Source organism: Blastococcus brunescens, assembly GCF_035320885.1.
In the GTDB taxonomy this organism is placed as follows: Bacteria; Actinomycetota; Actinomycetes; order Mycobacteriales; family Geodermatophilaceae; genus Blastococcus_B; species Blastococcus_B brunescens.
The window spans coordinates 633,395-652,975 of sequence record NZ_CP141261.1; the positions used below are offsets into that span (position 1 = coordinate 633,395).

A 19,581-nucleotide genomic window follows, 5' to 3' on the forward strand; every position below is an offset into this window, starting at 1 on the left:
GAACGGCTGATCCGGGCCCCGCGGACTGTTCGGTTTCCTTACAGTCCCGCTGTTCTGCCGACTTGATCGACCGGGCTCGACGGGGGTGCCGTGCCGACCGCTCTGGACGTCGTGGACGGCGAGGTCCGGGAGCTCATCCGGCGTCGCGGCCTCGACCCGTTCACCGACCCCGCGCCCGTCCGGGTGCTGGTCCGCGATGTGGTCGCCGACTACTCCGAGCGCTCGCTCACCTCGGCGCTGCCGCCGATCGGTGACGCGGACTCCGTGGTCCGCGACGTGCTGGACCGGGTGGCCGGGTTCGGCCCGCTGCAGCGCTACCTCGACGACCCCGAGATCGAGGAGATCTGGGTCAACGAGCCCGGCCGGGTGTTCATCGCCCGCCGCGGCCGCAGCGAGCTCACCACGACGATCCTGGCGCCGGGGAGCTGGCCGACCTGGTGGAGCGGATGCTGCGCACCTCGGGTCGACGGATCGACATGTCGACACCGTTCGTCGACGCGACGATGCCCGACGGATCGCGGCTGCACGTGGTCATCCCCGACATGATTGTGGGGCGCGCCGCTGACCAGCAGGGCGAACGCAAATCACCGTCTTGACCTGCGTGTATATGCGTCGAAGATCGTTGAACGACATCGGCGACTTGTGGACGTCTTGCGGACTGTCTGCGGACTCTGTGCGGACAAAGAACACGTCACATGGGTTGATCGATCGTTCTCCGACGACGAGGAGACCGCGCGTGTGAACCGCCCCGGGTCGACGCTCTGTTTCGCGCGATGGGCGCCATCAGCGATAGTTTCCGCCCGTGCCTTCATGAGCCGCGACAGGCTCTACTCGGATACCTATTCCTCAGGCGCCCAACTCGAACGGCATCGAGATGAGCACTGGCGCGCCCCTGGGCCCCGGCTCCCTGTCATTTCGCCGGGGCGAGCGAAGGGTCTTGGCCGTCGGCCACCGCTGCGGCGATTCGCCTGGTCTGTCGAAGCAGGCCGTCGGGTGTCTGTGCCAGGTCGAGGACGTGCTGCACGATCTCCACGCCTTTTCCGCGGATGACGTGCCGCCGTTCCGTCTCCCCGGATCCCTTCGCGTAGACCAGGTGTCCGACCGGCAGCTCCAGGGCGGTGCAGTAGGCCAGCAGCTGGTAGAGGTCGGCCTGCGGGAAGCCGGCGGGCTTCTCTGCCTTGTACTTCGCGTCGACGACCCCGCGGGGATGCCCGCTGCGGACGTCCAGACGAGGTCCGGCTTCATCCTCACGGAGTCCGCTTCATCCAGCCAGGTGGGCGCTTGCCGCTGCGTCCGGCCGCCACGCCGCTCGATCTCCTCGCCGAGCGCCACGGTCACGAAGTCCTCGAACAGCTGTGGCATGTTGACCAGGAAGCCATCGACCTGCAACACGCCCGGCGCCAGCTGCATGGAGGTGGCCCGCAGCACCATTTCCGCCAAGCGCACCGCGACGTGGTAACGGGCGTTGAGCCGTGTCGGCCGCCAGGTCGGCAAGGGCGCCCGGCCACTGCCGGAGTGACTCCGTCGAGGCGGCCGGCCACGCGAAGGAGCCCGTGTCGGACTTCGCGCGGCAGCCGTGGCAGGCGCTGCAGGCGACGCGTGGCGGTGAGGAGCAGCTGGTTTTCGGCGATGTCGACGGTGAACTCGTCGAAGCGCACTTCCAAGGGCACGGGAAGCCGAAGCGCCTGCGCAGCTGATCAGACTCCCGGATGCGGCCACGGAGCACGGGGAGGCTCGCCTCCACTTCGCGGTACCCGTGGAGCACCCCTGGCGGAGCGCGCGGTCGGCCTGGCGCACGAAGGCCTCGGCGACGGCCGGGAAAAGCTCTGGCTCCTCGGCGAGGGGGACGCGGGTGTCCTGCCACCTCTTGCCCGACAGCGCGTAACCGAGGAGGAACAGCAGCCGGTCGATCTCGACCTTGGGCCGGATCCACACCTCGATGCCAGCGACTACCGCGACGCCGACCAGATTGGCCGGTCGCACGAGGTAGGCGTCGCCGTGCAGGAGGCGCTCGACCGTCACGACGCCTGAGGTCGACAGCGTCTCCGCCACCGGGCTCGGCAGCCGGACTTCCTGGGCGTCTCCCAGCTCCACGAGTTCCAGGCGCTCAGGGGCCAACGGCGTCTCCCGGCTCCGGTGACGGTCCGCTTTGGCCTTCCTCGTCGGGGTCCTGGCCAGCCAGGGCGGCGCGGAGGGCCGGTAGGCCGTATCGACGATGGACGTCCACGCCGTCCCCGTAGTGGTGCTCATCCAGGAGCGGCAGGATCGCCGTGCGCCATACCCGTTCCAGACCACCGTCCTGGTGCGCCGCTGAACGCATGAGGTAAGACGGCCCCACCTTGAACTCCGGGTCGGTGATCCGGCGATTCAGCTCGGAAAGCAGCCGCGCCGCCTCATCCTTTCTGCCCTCACGCTCCAGCCAGCGACCGAGCAGGGAGCGGATCGGGTCCTCCTCCGGGTGCAGCGAGAGGAAGTTGAAGCGTCGCCGCATCGCGGTGTCGACCAGGGCGATGGACCGGTCGGCGGTGTTCATCGTCCCGATGACAAGCACGTTCGGCGGGAGCGTGAAGGCCTTGTCGTCCCCCGAGGCGTACAGCAACTCGATCGCCTCATCCCGGTACTCGAGCAGGAAGTAGAGCTCACCGAATATGCGGGCGAGGTTGCCGCGGTTGATCTCGTCGATGATGAGAACGAACGGCTGCTCCGGGTGCTGGAGTGCCTGGTCGACTACTCGTCGCAGCGGCCCGGGCCGGAGCCTGAACCCGACCGTCCCGCCTTCACCTCCCACGGGGCGGTAGCCCTCGAAGAAGTCCTCGTAACTGTAGGCGGGGTGGAACTGCACGAGCGTCGTGCCCTCGGGGCCGGCGAGGTGGCGGGCCAGCTTCTGCGCCAGGTAAGTCTTGCCCGTTCCGGGTGGGCCGTAGAGGACGAGCTGCGGCCGGTCGCGCAGCAGCTCCACGCACTCCTGCAGCCAGGTGCGGGGCATCAGCAGCTGATCGGCCAGGTCGTCGGTCACGTCGGGTAGGACGAACGTTGCCACGGGGCGGCGGCCTCGTTGCGGTCGACGAGCTCCTCGAGCTCGGCCAGTTGAGCCGTGAGGTCGAGCAGCTCGTGCTGGCTCTGCAGCTTCGCGCTGAGCGTGGCGGGCAGGTCGGTGAAGTCGACGCCCTCCCCGGGGTTGTCCCACCTCACGGGCCTGCGGAGCCGGGACAGCGTCTCGGCGGCCCGGTACTCGACGTCCCCATCGACCTCGCCGACGTAGAGGGCGCCCTTGTCGGTGGTGGCCACGAGGTCGCCGGGCTGCATGCGGGTGAGGAAGGCGTGGAACTCGTCGACCTTCTGGTCGCGCTGGCTGTAGGAGACGTGCCCATAGTTCTCGTCGACGAGGCGCTTGAGCTCCTCGTGAGCCGTCCCGCCATCGACCGCTGGCAGGTGGGTGGCGGCCAGGCTGATCCAGCCCTCCGCCAGCCAGGACGGGACAAGGCTTGTGCCCTGCACGCTCGCCCCCGGACCAGCCACGCCCTCCTGGAGGGGCGCTGCCGTGCCGCTCTGGCTCTGCGGCAGCCACTTGTCGCGGTAGGGCGGCTGGTACCAGTCGAACGGCTCGCCGGTTGCCTGCTCGAAGTGGTCGCGCAGCGCAAGCAAGTCCCGGTCCAGGTCGCCGGTCGGTGCGACGACGTCCGCGAATGCCGACCGGATTTTCCGCTTGTGCTCGTCGCTGATGATCGGCTCGAAGACGTCGGGGAACGCGAGGTAGGCGAGGGCGTGGCGCTGCCCGGCCGGCTTGGAGCCGGGTGTCGACTGGAGCAGGTCCCGGAACGCCCAGGGGTCGCAGGCCAGTCGCTGTCGCTCCGATGTGGGCAGCTCCGTCCAGGCGCGGACGAAAGAGATGAGGACGCCGAACTGGTTCCAAACCTGGACCTTGTAGCCCATGCCGCCGTTGAAGACGCCGCTGCTGAGAGCAGAGTCAAGGTCGGGCGGCACCGTGACCGGCTCGGCCGTCAGCGACAGCGGACGACGGATGCGATCCCGCTTGGTGTCCACCTTCAGATCGCTCAGCGGCAGTACAGACAGGTACTGCAGTTCTGCCGCGAGCTGGAGCGCGACCGGGGAGCAACCGGCCAGCTGACCACGCAGCTTCTCGAGGAAGCTACCGGGGCCGAGGTCGGGGTTGTCCACGAAGGCCCGTTCGAGTTCAGCGGCGGCCTGCGCCGTCCACACTGGCGAGCCCGGAGTGAAGGCGGAGTCGCCGCCCACGAGCCCGCGCCTCAGCACGGTGGCTGCGGCCTCTTGCACTTTCTCCTCACCACGCTGGTTGCGGGTGCCGTGCTCGCGTCGTGGCCGTTCCCCGATGCACTCCGTGGCCATCCGTGCCTCCCGTTTCACTCCCGCGGTGGCCCGAGTCTTGCCTGTGCGTGGGACGCGTGCACAGCAGCCACGTGAAGAGGAGCAGGGCGCCTGGGAGCTGATCTGCGGCGATGCCAGGCAGTCCTCACACGTCGAGGATGCGCACAGCAGCGATCCCGGGCCGCAGCCGGGGCGGCTGCGGGTTCAGTAGAGGTAGCGGTCGATGGCGGAGCCGTGCGCCCAAATGTGGTTCATCCGGTCGGCGGTGCGGGCGTGGGCGGCTTCCTCGGCGTCGCTGAGCACGCAGTCGGCGCCGGGCGAGGTGGCCCGCAGCCGCGCGGTGAGTAGCCGGGTGTCGTCGGTGGGGGCGAGGTCGAGCAGGCCGGCCAGCCGCGCGAGGAGCGAGACCAGTTCGGTGCGGTCGGCGCGGCGGTAGCCGCCGGCGAGCTGCTCGGCGTGGGCGTCGACCAGCTCGGCGATGTCGGCGTTCAGCCGGGGGTCGCCAAGGACAGCGGCGGTGGCGGAGAGGAGGTCGATGTCGGCGGGAGGCATGGGCAGCGCGGTCATCGGCGCGTGCTCGTAGCGGCCGTCCGGGGCGAGCAGCCGGCCGCACCCTGGTCCTCGGGATTGGGTGGGCGCCAGGGTGGTGAGGAGGCGCTGCACGGCGGCGAGGGCGACCCGGTCGGCCAGTGGCGCCGGCACCGGCAGCGGTTCGGTGCCGGTGCCGGTGCCGGTGCCGGTGCTCCGATCTTCCCGGTCGTCGTCCTCCCATGTGCCCAGGCACAGCAGGATCTCCTCCAGGGCGCGCAGCGGGCCAGCGGCTCGCCGTCGAGGTCGACGACGAGCACGGTTCGCTGCCCTGGCCGGGTGTCCACGCTCGGTCCGGGGTGGCCGGTCGGCTGCTCAGTCACGGATGGACCACCGCTCGGTGGCCGACCCGGTCGTCAGGCCGGTGGCCCGGCCGATGTCGGCCCACGAGGCTCCGGCGGCGAGTGCGGCGCGGACCGCCTCGTCCAGCGCGCGGGCGGCGGCGGCCTGCCGGGCGGCGGCCTCCTCGACGTCTTCCAGGGCTTGCCATCCGGCGATGTGGCGGCGCCATTCGGTCATCACCCGGTGCTCGTCGGCGGCCTCCAGATCGGCCCACGGGCCGGTGACGGCGAGCCGCCGCGTCGCCGGGTCGGCCAGCCCCGGTGGTACGCGGGTCCAAGGGTGCCGCGCCAGCCGCAGGTGCAGCCGGCGACCCAGCCGACGACCGCGACGTCCGGGCGCCACTCCTCCGCCTTGTCGACCACCTCGAGGCGGACCTGGCCGCTGGTGTGCGAGTGCACGATCCCGTCGCCGCGGAGAATCGTGCCGTCCTGCCAGAGGCCCTCGGCGGTGGACCCGTCGCGGTAGGTCAGCCGCACGCGGTCGCCGTTGCAGGGCCCGTCGTCGGGCCGGCGGGCTATCAGCCGACCGCGGGCGCTGCTGGTGCCGGCGCCCTGCGCGCCGTCGGCGAACAGCGGCACCACCCAACCTTCATGCTCCTGGCCGTCCACGACCGGGCCCATCCATCCCATCGCTCCTCCTCTCGATGTGTGTGGGCAGCGTCGACGTTGCGGCGCTGGCCCGGCCTGTCCCGGTCGGTTCTGTGGATGCCCCTTCGCTGTCCACAGCCGGTGGTGGCCACCGACCTCACCGCGTGCCCGGCGTCCGAAAGCGGCCCCAGGCCCGTCCCGCAGCTGTCCGGCGGCGGGGGCTATCGGTGCGGGGACTGGTCTGCTTGTGCGTCGATCCAGGTGCGCAGGTCGGCGCGGCGGTAGAGGACGCGCCGGCCGAGTCGGAAGCTGTTCGGGCCAGTGCCGAGGTGACGCCAGTACCGGAGGGTGGCGACGGGGGCGCGGAGCACATCCGCCGCCTCGGTGATGGTGAGCAACTCGGGCTCGTGGTCGGCGGTGGGGTCGGGCATGGCTGGCTCCCGGGGTGGTCGGTGGCGGTGCCTTCACCACAGAAGGCGCCATTTCGGGCCCGTTGGTGACACTTCACAGCCACCTTGTTCTGACGATCTCCGGTTGTTCTCCTGTAGCGGTCGCCGCTGGCGCGTCACCTGTCAGCGATGGAGGCCCTTCATCTGCCGACGCCGGGTGTCGGCGCCGGGACAGCCGGTGGACGGCCCCGGTCCTGCGGCTGGGGTTCGGCACGTTCTCCGGTAGGCCGACGGCAGTCGGGGTAGCCGTGTGCCGACGGACCTGGAGAATTACGGGAGGTCCGCTGCTGACCTGGGGTTCCTCCTGTTGTCCTCCTGCTTGCCGATGCAGGCCGTGAGCATCAGGGTGCTCCTGCGCAATTGGTCCCTGTGGACGAGGGAGTCTGTCCACAACATCCGGACAGACTCCCTCGGGCGGGCGCTGACCTGGCCACGCTCGACTCATGGCGCTGGACACCGCACTCGGGGCACGACGAGCCGGCCGGGGCCGTGATCGGGCGGCCAGGGGCCGCCGCGACGTGGCGGTTGACCGGGGCCCCCTGACCGGTGAGCGCGGCGTCGACGTCCCCGCGCCGCGACCGTTGGGGCGGGCCAGGAGCACCCTTCGGGCCACGCTGCGCGTGGCGCCGGCTGCGCCGTCGTCAAGGTCCGCCTTCGGCGGGCTGCGCTTGCTGGTCCCCCGACCCGTCCGGCAGCTCAGCGTAGGGGCCTCCCGCGCCGTCTCCTCCCGACCGGACCAAGATCCTTCCGCCCTTCGGGCGCTGCGCTGCGGAAGCAGTCTTGGTCCGGTCGTCCCCGCCGTCGCTCCCGGCCCCTGAGCAGAGCTCTATGCCGGACGGGCCGGGGGAATGGGTGGCAGGACACCTGTTCCGCAGTCCCTCCCGTACCGGCTTCGGCTCCAGTTCCGGGAGGGTCCAGATGACCAGCACCAGCAGCACGGCAAGCAGCAGCCGCACCGGCACGGGCGGGCGGGGCCGACGGGCCCACCTCAGCGAGGTGCAGCGAGAAGCCGCCGACGCCGCGCGGGCAGCCAAGATCGCCGCCCTGCACGACCAGATCGGCGAGCAGGTCGAGGCGCTCACCGCCGACCCCCAGTGGCGGGCGATGCTGGATGCCGCCGCGAAGTTCCACACCTACAGCCTCAACAACCAGCTGCTGATCGAGCTGCAGGCCGCGCGGCTCGGCATCAGCCCGACCCGGGTCGCCGGTTTCGGCACCTGGAAGGCGCTGGGCCGCAGCGTGGTCAAGGGCTCCACGGGGCTCGCCGTCCTGGCTCCCTGCACGTACACCCACAAGGAGACCCAGGCCGGCACCGGCACCGGGCAGGACACCCGTCGGGCCGCACCCGCCGCCACGACGGCGGCGGGGACAGCGGGGAGCCCGCCGGCGGGGACGCCGACCGGCCGGCCCGGGGCCGGGTGCTGCGCGGATTCCGGGTCGCGCACGTCTTCGACATCTCCCAGACCCAGGGCGACCCGCTTCCCGACATCACACCCGAGCTGCTGACCGGTGACGCCCCCGCCGCCCTGTGGGAGGCGCTGGCCGCCCAGGTCGCCGCACACGGCTACACGCTCACCCGCGAGGCCTGCGGGCAGGCCAACGGCCTCACCGACCCGGCAGCCCGCACCGTGCGGGTCCGCCCGGACGTCGCCGACGCACAGGCGGTCAAGACCCTCGCCCACGAACTGGCGCACATCGAGTGCGGGCACACCGCCGACGGCTACGACTACCGGGGCTGCCGCGGGCAGGCGGAGGCCGAAGCCGAGTCGGTCGCCTACATAGTCACCGCCTGGGCCGGGCTGGACGCCGGCGCCTACACCGTCCCCTACGTCGCCGCCTGGTCGGCCGGGGACACCGACGTCGTCCGCGCCGCCGCGGCCACGGTGACCGCCGCCGCCCGCCGCATCCTCGACCACCTCGACGGCGCCGAGGCCACCGAGCCGCCGGGGGATAGGGAAACCGCGCCGCCCGCCGGACCGGCCGCGCAGCCCGGGGCGCCCGCGTCCTCGCCACCGCCTGAGCGGGGAGAACGCGACATGCCCGCCACCAGCAGCCCCGCCGACAACACCCCCACCGAGAGCACCGCCACCCCGCAGAGCATCGAAGGAGAACCCGCCATGACCACGACCACGACAGTTGCCGCCCTGAACACCGTCCGCGAGAGCACGCCCGACGAGCCTTCCGCGACCGAAAACGCTCAACGTGCCGGGATCGAGCAGCGCGAGACCGAGCACGTCGACCCGGCCGCCCCCGGCAGCGCACGCGCCGACACGGCCGAGGACAGCGGCCGGGCACACCGGCTGGTGTGGCTGGACCCCGGGGCCTGGCCGTGCATCCCCGCAACATCCGCGACGACCTCGGCGACCTGTCCGGCCTGGCCGACTCCATCGCCGCCCAGGGCGTGCTGGAGGCCCTCACCGTGATCCCGCACGTCGCCGCCGACGGCACGCCGGGACACCAGCTGGTCGCCGGGCACCGCCGGGCGGCCGCCGCGATCCTCGCCGGAGTGGCCTCGGTGCCGTGTGTGCTGCGCCCCGACCTCGCCCTCGACGATGACGCCGCGGACGGCGACCGGGCCGCCCAGGCCGGGCACGTGGGGGCGATGCTGGCCGAGAACCTGCACCGCCGCGGTCTGTCCGCGGTGGAGGAAGCGCGCGGCGTGCAGGCGATGCTCGACCTCGGCGTTCCGCTGACCAGGGTGGCCAAGTCGACCGGGCTGGGCCGCAAGCGGGTCGCCAAGGCCGCCGGCGTGGCCCGGCTGGACGGCGACACCGCCGCCGCGGTGGCCGGTGCCGGGCTGACCCTGGACCGGGCCGCCGCCGTCGCCGTCTACGCGGGCGACCCCGAGACCGCCGCTGCCCTCGTCGCGGCAGCGGGGAGGGGCCCGGGCGGTTCGCCCACGCGCTGACCCGCGCCAAGCAGGCGAAGCAGGAAGCGGAGAAGGCAGCCGCACTGCTCTCGGAGCTGACCGCCGCCGGGCGCACCGTCCTGGACGAGGACACCGGCCGCGCCCGCACCCGGCTGACCGACCTCGCCCACGACGGCCGGCCGCTGACCGCCGAGGACCACGCCGGCTGCCCCGGCGCAGCGGTCTACGTGAACACCACCGGATGGCAGGGGCCACAGGTCGTCGAGGTGTGCACCGACCCGGCCGGCAACGGCCACCGCGACCGCTGGACGGCCACCGCCCTGCCCGGGGGCAGCAGCCCAGGACCCCAGCGACGCCGAACGCGAGGCCGCCGCGGCCGAGCGGCGGGCCACCATCGAGAACAACAAGGCGATGGCGGCGGCCAACGAGACCCGCCGGGAGTGGGTCAAGGGCCTGCTGCAGCGCAAGACCGCGCCCAAGGCGGCGCTGCGGTTCGCCGTCGAAACCATGGCCGCCGACCCTCGGGCGCTGTCCCGCTGGCTGTCCGGGCAGCCCAACCGCGCCCAGGACTCCGCCGCCGCCGACCTCGGCATCGACGCACCCGGCCAGTGGTGGACCACCAGGGACAAGCCCGCGCCCACGCTGACCAGCGGCGAACAGGTGCCCGACGCCCGGCTCGCCGTGGCGTTGCTGGCCCACGTCGCCGGGGCCATCGAGTCCGGGCTGCACCGCCAGTCCTGGCGCAACCCCGGCGTCGGCGACGCCCGCTGGCTGCGGTTTCTGGACTCGTGTGGTTACACACTCGCCGACATCGAACAACGGATCGTCGAGGCCGCCGAGCAACCCACAGCCGATCCCGCACCCGACGTCACCTGACGGCGTTCGGCCGTCCCCGCCCGCCCCGCGGGGCGGCCACGCCGAGGCCGGGGCTGGTTCGTGCTGCCGGCCGGCGGCGGGGTCGCGCGAGGCCCCGCCGCTGGCGCGTCGAGGCCATCCGTCAGCAAGCTGCCGGCGGGCCTGCCGGCCCGACGCGCTCATGGCCCCGCGTCCGCCGTCGCACACCCGTCACCGGCCGCGCCTGTCAGACCCCAACGGCACACTCAGCCCGACCCGCAGGCCGGGGAGAGGGAGAACCAAGTGATCTTCGAACCTAGAGCCGCCGACCTTGACCTGGTCGACGTCGAGAACGCCCTGCTGCGCGCCGCCCTAGGCGACTACTCCGACGAGGCCGCGATCCTCCTGCTGATCACCTCCGGCCACTGGCTACCGCAACTGCAGCACGCCGGGCTGATCACCGTCGACGGGAAGGTTGACGGTGAGGGGCTGTGGGCCCACATCTACTGGCCAGACCTCGACGGGGCCCTGCGCATCGGCACGATCATCGGCAGGAGCAGTGACCATCAGGTCCTGCGGGCGGCCGCCAGCATCGCCGACGGGCACCCCGTCGACCTTGGCGAGCTCGCCGCCGGGCTCGACCGCCACGGCCTCACCCTCGTCCTCGCCGCGATCTCCCACGCCGCCGGCAGCCACGAACCCCGCAGCATCACCCACGCCCTCACGGAGTCCCGCACCCGGGTGACCGACTGCCGCCCCTGGTTCCCTGGCCCCAGCCGAACCACCCGTGAACCGCCACGAGACGGGGAAGAGCGCGCCGGCGAGTACGCATCGAGCACCGAGGGCCGATCGACTTCGCTGGAACAGTTCGTGCCATCGTGTGGGGATGCCTCGGCAGGGCCGACACGACCGCTTCGAGCAGCTCTACATCGCCAAACTCAAGACCTTGCTGAGCCACGGCGGCGTCCCGGTCACATACGACCAGGACCGGGCCGCTATCGACACGGGCCTGCACCTCTTCGTCGAGGGGGCGGATAAGGACTACCTGGCATCTCACGCGCGGGTCTGGTTCCAGGCCAAGGGAAGCGTGCGGACACGCTCTCCGAAGCGCAGTTCGACGCGGCGTCGTCGGTGAGCACGTCGGTGGAGGTCGACCACCTTCGCTATTGGTACGCCGCACCGGAGCCTGTCTACTTGGTGGTGTTCGTAGAGTCCAAGGACCTGTTCATCGCGGAGGACGTGCGCGACATCGTCCACAGGATGTGGCCCTACGGAGACTTCTACACCGCGACAGGCGGCCAGACGACGGTGACAGTCCACTTGGACAAAGCAGCGGTATTGGACGTACCCCGGATCGCCACAATGCTCGCTCACCGAAGCATGCGCATCGATGGCGCGACATTTCAGGGCCGCCCACTGGGACACCGGTTCGACCCGCTGCGGTCCGAACTCGCCATCGAGACGCCCGAACTCTGGGACAGCATCGTGGCACGGCTTCTCGTCGAGTACCGGTTCAGAGAGACGGCGCCGAGGGCCTCCGTCGCGCCGGACGTAGTGGTGGCCAAGGGGCGTTTCTACGACACCATGGTGTGGCAGTCGAGCGCCTTCGCCGAGTTCGGGGTGGGCCCAAACGACGACTTTCGGGACGACCCCGCGGTTGAATCCGTGCAGGAGAGGCCGTTGTCGTCATCGATCGCGCGCCGGATCGCTCGAACTTATCCGCGGACGAGCGAAGGTCGCTGCTCGCCGAGCTCGCGACGTCGGATACACCGGTCGTCCTGTTCTTCTTCGGCAAAGACTTGAGCGGCACCGGCGGAACATGGCGTCGGTTCTTTCGCGAGGAGGTCTATTCCGGACGCCCGTGGAGACTAGGCATGATCGGTACAGAAGCCATCACAAGCCTGGTCCTGGCCGCGACAATGGTCTATCTGGACCTGGCGCCGACTCTGTCGTTCCGGACCGTCAACTACCGATACTGAGGGGTTCACGCTCGCCGCATCACATCAGTCCGCGGAGCCACGCCGATGTACCGAATACGGCCACGCCGCGGCCCGCCCTCTCTTACGTGATCGGCCCGGGATGTCCCGCGACTCGGGCACACTCCATTGGCACCCGGAGATCGGCTCTCGTAGCAAGCGTCCGGGGGACTAGAGCTCGCTGAGGATGCGGTTGCGCTGCTGAGCATGCTCGTCGACGCTGATGGAACCGTCGGCAAGCAGCTCGTCGAGCTGTGTCAAACGTTCCCTGATGCTCCGGTCCCCTTCGTCAGGCAGCCCCTTGATCTGGGTGCCCGGGAAACGACCTCTGAAGGCCCGGATTCCGGCGAGAATGTCCGTCATCGGTCCGGTGACCGCGAAGGCCACAGCCACAACAGACATGGTGGTAGCAAGATCCTTCGTCTCGTACGGCGCGTCGTAGTCGGCTGACAGGCCGTGCGCCTCCAGCTGTTGTGCGAGGGCACCGGCGTACCGAGGTGGCCCGACGTAGGTGAAGCGAGTGACGTCCACGTCGAAAGCCAAGCACACCTGTCCGACAGGATCGTTGTCCCGCTCTCCACACAGCGATGTTGCTGACACGCGCCTGCGGTCGAGGCACTCGGTCCGCTCGACGTCAGCGACGCATGAGGGTCAGGAGAGCCGTCGCACCCGGATCGCTCGGTTCATTCCTTTGACCAACATCTTCCCGTTAGAGATCTCGACCTTGGGTCGGTAGGAGTAGTGGTACGAGTAGTGGTACTCGTCTTGTCGCCACACCGAGCCGTCTGTGAGCTGAACGATCGTGTCGCCAGACCACCCCGACCATTCACCGTCCACATAAAGGGTCAAAGAAATCCTCCCGGTTTGTGCTGTTTGATTTCGATTATACTTTGACGGCTTCACCAGCATGGTCACGGCGCATTGCCGATCGACGTACGATTCAACGACGCCACAGCGGTGTGACATTGGCTGGCCACTCGTGGCTGCCACGGAGAACGACGGGAGCAAAGTCGCGTGCCAGAAAGCGTTCAGGCAGACTGGCCAGGCTTTCGATATCAGGTGCGGGGAGACCGGTGCTAAGTACGACATCCTCGGGCGACTGAGCCTGCGCCTCAAAGATGAGTTCAAAGCTACGGTAGAGCAGGCGCGGCGTTTCGACCTCCATGAGATCGTCAAGCGGCTCACTCCCACGCCACCCACGCCGGCTGTAGTTGATCCAGAGTCGCTTCTCTACGGCTTCGTTGATCAGATGCGTTTGCCTTGCACGCATGATCATCATTGCTATCGAGGTCCGCCACCGCGACTTCAATGCGAGCATCGCGTCGAGCGACGCAGCAAATAGTTCATCGCAGAACGGCGCCTGCGGCAGGAGGAAAGCTCCGGCAAAGCGATGCGCCTGATTTTCGACCTCCTTGTGCTCTGCCGCGTTCCGAAGGCGTCGTCGGTCGAGCTTTCGATGCAGGATCAGGTGCCCCAGTTCGTGGGCGGCGTCAAAACGCCAACGCGCGGGTGTCCCCTTGTCAGTGCCGATGATTACGAATGGCCTTTGAGTTGTGCCATCAAGCTCCGACAGACTGTCCAGCGTGGAGGCGCCCAACTTGTCTCGCGCGACGACAACACCCTGGTTCTCCAGGAGCCTAACCATGTTGCCTACAGGCTCATCACGCATGCGCCAGAAACTCCGAGCCTGAGCGGCGAACTGCTCAATATCGGAGCCGTCGAGCTGCAATGGGTTGTCGGGCACATCAAACTGAGGGATGTTCGACTCGGGCAACTCCACGAAGCTTGAGACGTAGCAGGTGATGTCTGTCAGCCAATTTGCGCGGTGTTCAGCCCGAGATCGCGCGCTCTTAGTGGCCGCGCTCATCGAGCGATAAAACACCGTGCGCTCCACGGTGGGGCGCTCGGGCAGCGTAAAGAACGCGGGGGTACGTTTAGTGCACGCGCAAGACGGTCGAGCATGTCTGGGCTCGGCGTCGACCGGTTACGCTCATAATTCGAAATGGCCTGTGCCGATACACCCAGCATCTCGGCGAGGAACAACTGCTGAGTTCCGCGGATCTCTCGCGCCTCGCGTAGCCTTTGACCGGAGAATCCCGGCGTGCCGCTTTTCATGATGCGCGTGGCCAGGAGCTCTTTCGGGCATAGTACATGAACTTGACAACTGCCTCTTGGTCCCACTCCTGCGGCAGATTAGCCCCAACAATGTCGGGGTAGCGCTCAAACAAGTTGATTTCGTGCAGGTAGGTATCTAGATCCGATGCAGGGAATGCCAGGTAGGCCGAACCGGCGAGGTGTCCATACTTTCGCTGCTCGGAACTATTGACCGAGCGATATCCTGAATGGATAAGCATCACGTAAAGGTGGGACCCAGCGGGTCCCGAGTCGAACAGCGTCCCTTGATTGCTGGCGGCGAGCCCCAGGCGGAAGTCAGCCTTGTTGATCGGGCCGCAGGGGCTCTGCACAGCGCCGGCGGTGAGCAGGATCGGGCCCGCGAGTACCTCCGTGTGATTCCATCCGCTGCCCGGAGCCTTGAGTACCCGGTGGATGAGGCCGTCCCCCGCGTGGAGGTCGGCCACCTCCCGGAGCTGAGTCTCGACCTTGCCGCGGACGTAGAAGGGGCGGACGTTCTCGGCCTCGGTGGGCGGGAACTCTGCAGCACAGTGGTCCCATGCGCGACGTCGCGCATCGAAGATCATCCGCAGCAACCGCCGGCAGAACTGCTCGGGGACGTGATCGAAGAACCGCGCTTCAAGCTCGCTTGCATCCACAGAGGGCTCCCAGCTCTAGGCGACGGTTGGACGGCTGTGCCGCTCCACCACAGTGGCCTAGATGGCTCGAAAAAACAACTATTGGGGCCGCGTGTCGCCATGGATACGTCGGATACGACAGTCCCGGACCTCAGGCGAGGGCGCTTGCGCCCGGCCAAACGGCCTCCCCACCGCGAGTCTGTCCTTCAATCAGTCCGCGCTCAGATGAGCAGTCCTCGGACCAGCTCATCGAGCTCCTTCGCGATCCCCAGGTCGCCGAGTCGCTGTCGGATGAGGCGGCGGAGGGCTTGGAAGCTCGTCGTGGGCAGCTCCACGGATGCAGCTGCTTCCTCCGCTCGCCGAGCAGCGTCAACGAGTTGGCTGTGCAGATCGCTGGTGGGGTCGTAGAGCGGGATAGGCAGCTGCCAGACGTACTTGTCGAAGTCGCGCGGGTTGTGCTCGCCTCGGGCCTGCAGAGGACGCACCAGTTCGGTGATGGCGTCACTGTTCAGAACGCCCGTGAGGAAGCGACCCTCGCTTACTCCGGACACCGTCGCCCAATACAGCTTGTGGTCGATTACCGCTCTGTGGTCGGAGACGTAGGCGGCCGCCAAGTACATTCCGCTCTTCGTGTAGACCACGCGATGCGCGGGCCCCGGCAACTGCTCGGAAAGCTTCTTCCGGAAGTCGATCTGCTCCAGGAGCGTCATGGCGCTCGTGCGGTGCGAACTCCACGTCTGCTCGGTCGCCCGCCACCACTCAGCCAGGCCCGGGTAGTAGTCCAGCCGGCTCGTCGTCGTCTCCGCGAGACTCGTCCCGTCCCAGGGGATGACACCGGTCTGCGGCGTCCGGGTGCGGAAGGGCAGCACGCTGTCCCCCACGAAGACGGCCTTCAAGAACTGGCTCTCGATGGAACCGGTGTGCCCAGGCAGCTCCTTCCACGGCGTCTTCTCATTGCTGCTCCGGTGACTACGGACCCTCGTGCGTCCAGCGCCGGCGCCCAAGGGGCCCGTCTGGTCGCGGTCGACCAGGAGAAGGAAGCGTGGAACCAGGCTGGCCCCTGCGCGAAGCGGGCCGCGTAGGGCGAGCGGACCGCGCTGCTCGAGGGTCCGCCGGTAACGGGGTCCGTACGCGTGATGTGCTTGAAGGCCTCGGCCAGCGTGGGGTTCCGCCCCTTGAGCCGGCCGGTCCAGCTCTCGGCCGAGTTGGTGAGGGCCCGAGCCGGCCCGGCGTGCACTCCGCTCACTACGGCAGCAGGTACCGGAAAGAAGCTTGGCTTCACGGCGTGCAGGTCCCACGGGGTGTCGAACCCGACGTCCATCTGGCCGAGGTTCGGCCCGCCCCAGCGTCCCGTTCGGAAGCCGGCGAACTGCCGGCGAGAGAGGACGGCGAGCGGCATGACGAAACTGAAGCGACCTCCCGGCTTCAGGTATTGCTCAACGGCGCGCGCGACGTACAGGGCCGAAAGGTCCTGGTGCGTTGCCACCGAGGGGCCCGCCCAGAAACCCCGAGCCTCGCTCATTTCTCGGAAGTTGGCCTTCATCTCCGCGGGCATGTAGCGGTACGCCAGCCACGGCGGATTACCTACGAGCACGTCGACCCGGTTCTGCGGGCGAGCGAGCCAGATCGGCCGCGCGAGGTTGCGGACGTAGTAGCCCCAGATGTGGTTGCGGCCGGTGTCGTGCAGCTCGCACATCGTTCGGTAGGTGGCCGTGATCGTGCCCTGATCCGCGTCGTGAATGCCGTGCCGACGGAAGACGCCCCGAAGCAGGGGCTCTGCCGGTGGCCGGTTAGGTCGAGCGGCGGAATCGGCCAGGTCAGACACGAGGGCGTCGAACTGGGCCGCGTCCTCGACGACACGGTCCGGAAAGCGGAGCTCGTCAGCGAACAGGGTGGCTCCGTCCCCCGTCGACACCACCAGCGCGTCGGTGTCGATGAGGGTGGAATTCTGGCCCCACTGGATGCCATCTCCCAGGTACACAGGCACGCTGAACGCTGGGCGGTCCTGGCGACTGAGTCGCTCCCGGCCGAGTGCCAGTAGGTAGGTGACTCGAGCGAACGTGACGGCCACGGGGTGCACGTCGACACCGAGCACGGATGCTGTGACGCCCCGGATGGCGTCTACGTCGGAGGTGCCGGCCTCGTCGGCCCGGCCCAGGTAGTGCCGGACGGCGTGGAAGAGGAAGGTGCCGGAGCCGCAGGAAGGATCGAGGACCCGTTGTGAAAGCGGAGCCGTCACGACCTCCGTGACGATGGCTTCGGCAAGCCAGTCGGGGGTGTAGTACTCGCCAAGCGAGTGTCTGGTCTGGGGGTTGATGACCGACTCGTAGAGCACCTTCATCACGTCGTGCTCGACGTCGCCCCAGTTGAACCGAGCCAGACGTCTCGCCAGCGTGGTGACGAAGGCAGCCCCGCCGGGGACTTCCACGACCCAGTCGAAAAAGTCCTCTTCGATGACGCCCCGAATCTGGGCCTCGCTGAAGAGCTGTCCACGGACGAGCGTGGCGGGGCTGATGTCCGGGTGCGAGGGTCGAATCCGATGACGGCGTGGCCGATGATCTCCGCCGAAATCACCAGCAGTGTGTGCTCGATAAACAGCGAGTCCTCGTCGCTGAATGCGGTGCCCAGAGCGGTGGTGAGAAGCTTCGCCCAGAGACTGCGCTTGAGCGCGACGCCCGGGTGCTTGGCGTGCCGCTCGTAAAGGGCCGTCAGGTCGGCCACATCCAGCGCGTGGGCGGGGCTGCTGGCGCCCAGGCGTCGAGCAACCGTCGCCGGGGTCGGGATGATGGCCTCGGCCGTGGCCAGGACGCCATCCAGCCAGATGATCAGGTCATCCAGACCGGAAGTGCTCGTTAGGGTGAAGGACGACACGAGGGAAAGTTCCCCGGCGTCGAGGTGGTAGAGGTGCCACTCCGCGCCATCGGTCAGCACCCCGGCATACCGCGCGCCGGTCTCCTGCACTCGGTCGGCGACGTAGCCGGCGAGCTGCGCGACCGCATCGGTGCGCACGTTCCCGACGCGCAGGTCCCGCTTGACCTCGAAGACAGTGGCGCCAACCTCGACGTCGATGCGCCGGCGCTGCCCGACGGGGGCCTCCAGCACGACCTCGTGCAGGTTCTCCTCACGAAGGTTCAGACCCGAGGCCAGCAGGAGCAGTCGTAGATCACTCTGCACGGTGGCCTCGGCTCGGCCTGGGGTGCGCGCCAATAGGCGCCCAGCCGTCGCCGTGAGGTCGATGCTTCCGGTGGCCACAAGGTGACCCTAAGACGGCAAGCAGGGGTTCTGCTGCAAGGCCGGGTCTGCGCCGCCGATCGGAAGCTCTGCATCCGCGGTGTCAGGTCTTCGACCGCAGCTTGAGTATCCGGTGGGGAGTTGCCCACTCGCCGTTGAGCTCGGCCCGGTCTCGCGTGAACCGGTAGGTGTGAGCGTCGCCCAGGGCGGGGGCCTGTGTGGAGGAGGTTGCGTCTCTCAGGCAGAGGGCCCAGCTTGCTGCGCGTCCGTGCAGCGCCCCCGGACGCCTCGATGAGCGAGCGAGCTCGCCGGCGGGTGTCCGCCAGTGCCGAGGCGCGGAGCATGACGGCGGTGTCAAGAACTACTTGACTTAACTCGACTGTCAACCTATCCTTGACAGTCGTGGAGATCGCGGATAGCGCCCGCAAGCACGGCGTCGCGGACGCCGACATCCTCCACGCGTGGGAAAACGCCCTCCGGATCGTTCCCCAGGAATACGACTACGAGACCCGACTCCTCGTCCTTGGCCCCGGCCGTGACGGCGCACTGCTTGAACTCGTCGTCGTCGAAGCCGACCGACCCAACCGTGTCATCCACGCCGACCGTATGCGCCCCAAGTTCCTCGAGTACCTCAGGTGATTCCCATGACCGTGCACAAGCACGAGGTTCGACCCGTCGACACCGACGTCGAGCAGTGGCTCGACCAGCTCGACCCCGCCACCACTACGTTCTACGACGCCACTCATCACCGGCGCATCATCGCCGCCGGCAAGGCTCTCGCCGACGCCGAGGACCAGCTGCGTCACGCGGTGGCCGCTGCCCGGGCCGCCGGCTACTCCTGGGCCCTGATCGGCGCCTCTCTCGGCGTCAGCAGGCAGGCGGCACAGCAGCGCTTTGGCTCGGAACCATCCGGCGGATCCTCCAACGTGCCTGTCGCGATGACCGTTGACGAACGAGTGACGGCGTCGGCCGGTTCTGTCGTATCTCGACGTTACGGTCCGCCTCAGGCGTCCACCCCGGGCGCTATCCGTAAGAAGGAGCGCCCAAGCCCATGGGCAGCAACTCCAACGACCGTCACGTCGTCAAGAACCCCGAAGGGGCTGGGACGTGACCAGACCCGACGCTGCGCGTCGGTCCGCCCACGCCGAGACCCAGCAGCAGGCGATCGACCGAGCGCGCGACATCGTCCGTAACGCCGGCGGCGGTGAGGTCGTCATTCACAACCAGCAGGGCCAGATCCGCGACAAGGACACGATCCCGCCCGGGAACGACCCGAACCCGCCGCGGGACAGGCGATAGCGGAAGCGCTGCGACACCCCGGTCTCGGCCGACGATCGATCGATCGGGACCGGGGTGTCGCGCTGCCCAACCGTCGCCCACCCACGACGACAACATGCTTCCCCATCCACTACGCCGTGGATCACGACATCTGAGCATCGTCACGGCCGGACCCGACGCCTTGGAGGGCATCAAGTCGGCTCCGACGCGCGCGGTTACAGGGCTCGCCGAATCTGGCCGACTGCCCATGCCGCCGTTCCCACCAGCGTGAGCAGCGCCGTCAACCGCCGAATGTCAGTCACCGACATGCGGATCACCTCCCTTCCTCGC

The 19,581-nt window shown here is 68.9% G+C and carries 23 protein-coding genes and 2 pseudogenes; 9 read left to right on the top strand and 16 right to left on the bottom strand.

Going from position 1 to position 19,581, the window contains the following annotated elements; genetic code table 11:
- The first annotated feature begins 90 nt into the window (after nucleotides 1-90).
- On the top strand, nucleotides 91-546 hold the full coding sequence (locus U6N30_RS04505) for a hypothetical protein (protein WP_324276304.1): 456 nt from the start codon (nucleotides 91-93) through the stop codon (nucleotides 544-546).
- 364 nt (nucleotides 547-910) lie between these two features.
- On the opposite strand, the gene U6N30_RS33240 is transcribed toward U6N30_RS04505, so the two are convergent.
- The 9 genes and pseudogenes from U6N30_RS33240 to U6N30_RS04545 all read right to left on the bottom strand — a co-directional run bounded on the left by U6N30_RS33240 (nucleotide 911) and on the right by U6N30_RS04545 (nucleotide 6,295).
- Nucleotides 911-1,228 carry a 5-methylcytosine restriction system specificity protein McrC gene (locus U6N30_RS33240; protein ID WP_422678086.1) on the bottom strand — a complete coding sequence of 106 codons (318 nt, stop codon included), beginning with the start codon at nucleotides 1,226-1,228 and terminating at the stop codon, nucleotides 911-913.
- A 53-nt stretch (nucleotides 1,229-1,281) separates the two neighbouring features.
- Nucleotides 1,282-1,446: pseudogene (locus U6N30_RS33245) on the bottom strand (5-methylcytosine restriction system specificity protein McrC); the annotation flags it as partial.
- 122 nt (nucleotides 1,447-1,568) lie between these two features.
- Nucleotides 1,569-1,670: pseudogene (locus U6N30_RS33250) on the bottom strand (hypothetical protein); the annotation flags it as partial.
- Between the two features lie 437 nt (nucleotides 1,671-2,107).
- Nucleotides 2,108-2,959 (bottom strand): McrB family protein, encoded by an 852-nt coding sequence (locus tag U6N30_RS04520; RefSeq protein WP_324276307.1) that lies wholly within the window; start codon nucleotides 2,957-2,959, stop codon nucleotides 2,108-2,110.
- Nucleotides 2,960-3,012: 53 nt separating this feature from the next.
- Nucleotides 3,013-4,368 carry a hypothetical protein gene (locus tag U6N30_RS04525; RefSeq protein WP_324276308.1) on the bottom strand — a complete coding sequence of 452 codons (1,356 nt, stop codon included), beginning with the start codon at nucleotides 4,366-4,368 and terminating at the stop codon, nucleotides 3,013-3,015.
- A 183-nt stretch (nucleotides 4,369-4,551) separates the two neighbouring features.
- On the bottom strand, nucleotides 4,552-5,049 hold the full coding sequence (locus U6N30_RS04530) for a LuxR family transcriptional regulator (protein WP_324276309.1): 498 nt from the start codon (nucleotides 5,047-5,049) through the stop codon (nucleotides 4,552-4,554).
- A 201-nt stretch (nucleotides 5,050-5,250) separates the two neighbouring features.
- Nucleotides 5,251-5,454, bottom strand: coding sequence for a hypothetical protein (locus tag U6N30_RS04535; protein WP_324276310.1), 204 nt, complete (start codon nucleotides 5,452-5,454; stop codon nucleotides 5,251-5,253).
- The gene (locus U6N30_RS04540; protein ID WP_324276311.1) at nucleotides 5,454-5,897 is read right to left on the bottom strand and encodes a hypothetical protein; all 444 of its coding nucleotides are present in this window, start codon (nucleotides 5,895-5,897) and stop codon (nucleotides 5,454-5,456) included. Before U6N30_RS04540 ends, U6N30_RS04535 begins: the two co-directional genes overlap by 1 nt.
- 188 nt (nucleotides 5,898-6,085) lie before the next feature.
- Nucleotides 6,086-6,295: a helix-turn-helix transcriptional regulator gene (locus U6N30_RS04545; protein ID WP_324276312.1), complete on the bottom strand. Its 210-nt coding sequence runs from the start codon at nucleotides 6,293-6,295 to the stop codon at nucleotides 6,086-6,088.
- Between the two features lie 936 nt (nucleotides 6,296-7,231).
- Here U6N30_RS04545 and U6N30_RS04550 point away from each other — a divergent pair.
- The 6 genes from U6N30_RS04550 (at nucleotide 7,232) to U6N30_RS04575 (ending at nucleotide 11,819) form a co-directional block, all read left to right on the top strand.
- A complete protein-coding gene (locus U6N30_RS04550) occupies nucleotides 7,232-7,819 on the top strand; it encodes an ArdC family protein (RefSeq protein ID WP_324276313.1) in 588 nt (195 codons plus the stop codon).
- Complete coding sequence (locus U6N30_RS04555; protein WP_324276314.1) at nucleotides 7,732-8,736, top strand: M78 family metallopeptidase domain-containing protein; 1,005 nt, start codon at nucleotides 7,732-7,734, stop codon at nucleotides 8,734-8,736. The genes U6N30_RS04550 and U6N30_RS04555 overlap by 88 nt, the downstream gene beginning before the upstream one ends.
- Complete coding sequence (locus tag U6N30_RS04560) at nucleotides 8,643-9,221, top strand: ParB/RepB/Spo0J family partition protein (protein WP_324276315.1); 579 nt, start codon at nucleotides 8,643-8,645, stop codon at nucleotides 9,219-9,221. The genes U6N30_RS04555 and U6N30_RS04560 overlap by 94 nt, the downstream gene beginning before the upstream one ends.
- A gap of 372 nt (nucleotides 9,222-9,593) precedes the next feature.
- Nucleotides 9,594-10,058: a hypothetical protein gene (locus U6N30_RS04565; protein ID WP_324276316.1), complete on the top strand. Its 465-nt coding sequence runs from the start codon at nucleotides 9,594-9,596 to the stop codon at nucleotides 10,056-10,058.
- 261 nt (nucleotides 10,059-10,319) lie between these two features.
- Complete coding sequence (locus tag U6N30_RS04570) at nucleotides 10,320-11,054, top strand: hypothetical protein (RefSeq protein WP_324276317.1); 735 nt, start codon at nucleotides 10,320-10,322, stop codon at nucleotides 11,052-11,054.
- 93 nt (nucleotides 11,055-11,147) lie between these two features.
- Nucleotides 11,148-11,819 (top strand): DUF4365 domain-containing protein, encoded by a 672-nt coding sequence (locus U6N30_RS04575; protein ID WP_324276318.1) that lies wholly within the window; start codon nucleotides 11,148-11,150, stop codon nucleotides 11,817-11,819.
- Between the two features lie 344 nt (nucleotides 11,820-12,163).
- Here U6N30_RS04575 and U6N30_RS04580 read toward each other — a convergent pair whose 3' ends face one another.
- The 7 genes from U6N30_RS04580 to U6N30_RS04605 form a co-directional block, all read right to left on the bottom strand.
- On the bottom strand, nucleotides 12,164-12,535 hold the full coding sequence (locus tag U6N30_RS04580) for a hypothetical protein (RefSeq protein WP_324276319.1): 372 nt from the start codon (nucleotides 12,533-12,535) through the stop codon (nucleotides 12,164-12,166).
- Between the two features lie 397 nt (nucleotides 12,536-12,932).
- The gene (locus U6N30_RS04585) at nucleotides 12,933-13,886 is read right to left on the bottom strand and encodes an ImmA/IrrE family metallo-endopeptidase (RefSeq protein ID WP_324276320.1); all 954 of its coding nucleotides are present in this window, start codon (nucleotides 13,884-13,886) and stop codon (nucleotides 12,933-12,935) included.
- The gene (locus tag U6N30_RS33255; protein WP_422678025.1) at nucleotides 13,856-14,107 is read right to left on the bottom strand and encodes a helix-turn-helix domain-containing protein; all 252 of its coding nucleotides are present in this window, start codon (nucleotides 14,105-14,107) and stop codon (nucleotides 13,856-13,858) included. Before U6N30_RS33255 ends, U6N30_RS04585 begins: the two co-directional genes overlap by 31 nt.
- The gene (locus U6N30_RS04590; RefSeq protein ID WP_324276321.1) at nucleotides 14,104-14,763 is read right to left on the bottom strand and encodes a hypothetical protein; all 660 of its coding nucleotides are present in this window, start codon (nucleotides 14,761-14,763) and stop codon (nucleotides 14,104-14,106) included. The genes U6N30_RS33255 and U6N30_RS04590 overlap by 4 nt, the downstream gene beginning before the upstream one ends.
- A gap of 200 nt (nucleotides 14,764-14,963) precedes the next feature.
- Nucleotides 14,964-15,638 (bottom strand): hypothetical protein, encoded by a 675-nt coding sequence (locus U6N30_RS04595; protein WP_324276322.1) that lies wholly within the window; start codon nucleotides 15,636-15,638, stop codon nucleotides 14,964-14,966.
- Nucleotides 15,635-17,083 carry an N-6 DNA methylase gene (locus tag U6N30_RS04600; RefSeq protein WP_324276323.1) on the bottom strand — a complete coding sequence of 483 codons (1,449 nt, stop codon included), beginning with the start codon at nucleotides 17,081-17,083 and terminating at the stop codon, nucleotides 15,635-15,637. The genes U6N30_RS04595 and U6N30_RS04600 overlap by 4 nt, the downstream gene beginning before the upstream one ends.
- A complete protein-coding gene (locus U6N30_RS04605; protein ID WP_324276324.1) occupies nucleotides 17,083-17,916 on the bottom strand; it encodes a hypothetical protein in 834 nt (277 codons plus the stop codon). The genes U6N30_RS04600 and U6N30_RS04605 overlap by 1 nt, the downstream gene beginning before the upstream one ends.
- Before the next feature lie 459 nt (nucleotides 17,917-18,375).
- Between U6N30_RS04605 and U6N30_RS04610 the strand changes: the two genes are divergently transcribed.
- Both U6N30_RS04610 and U6N30_RS04615 read left to right on the top strand, forming a co-directional pair.
- Nucleotides 18,376-18,612, top strand: coding sequence for a hypothetical protein (locus U6N30_RS04610; RefSeq protein WP_324276325.1), 237 nt, complete (start codon nucleotides 18,376-18,378; stop codon nucleotides 18,610-18,612).
- Nucleotides 18,613-18,948: 336 nt separating this feature from the next.
- Nucleotides 18,949-19,272 carry a DUF2188 domain-containing protein gene (locus tag U6N30_RS04615; protein WP_324278163.1) on the top strand — a complete coding sequence of 108 codons (324 nt, stop codon included), beginning with the start codon at nucleotides 18,949-18,951 and terminating at the stop codon, nucleotides 19,270-19,272.
- Nucleotides 19,273-19,581: the final 309 nt, after the last annotated feature.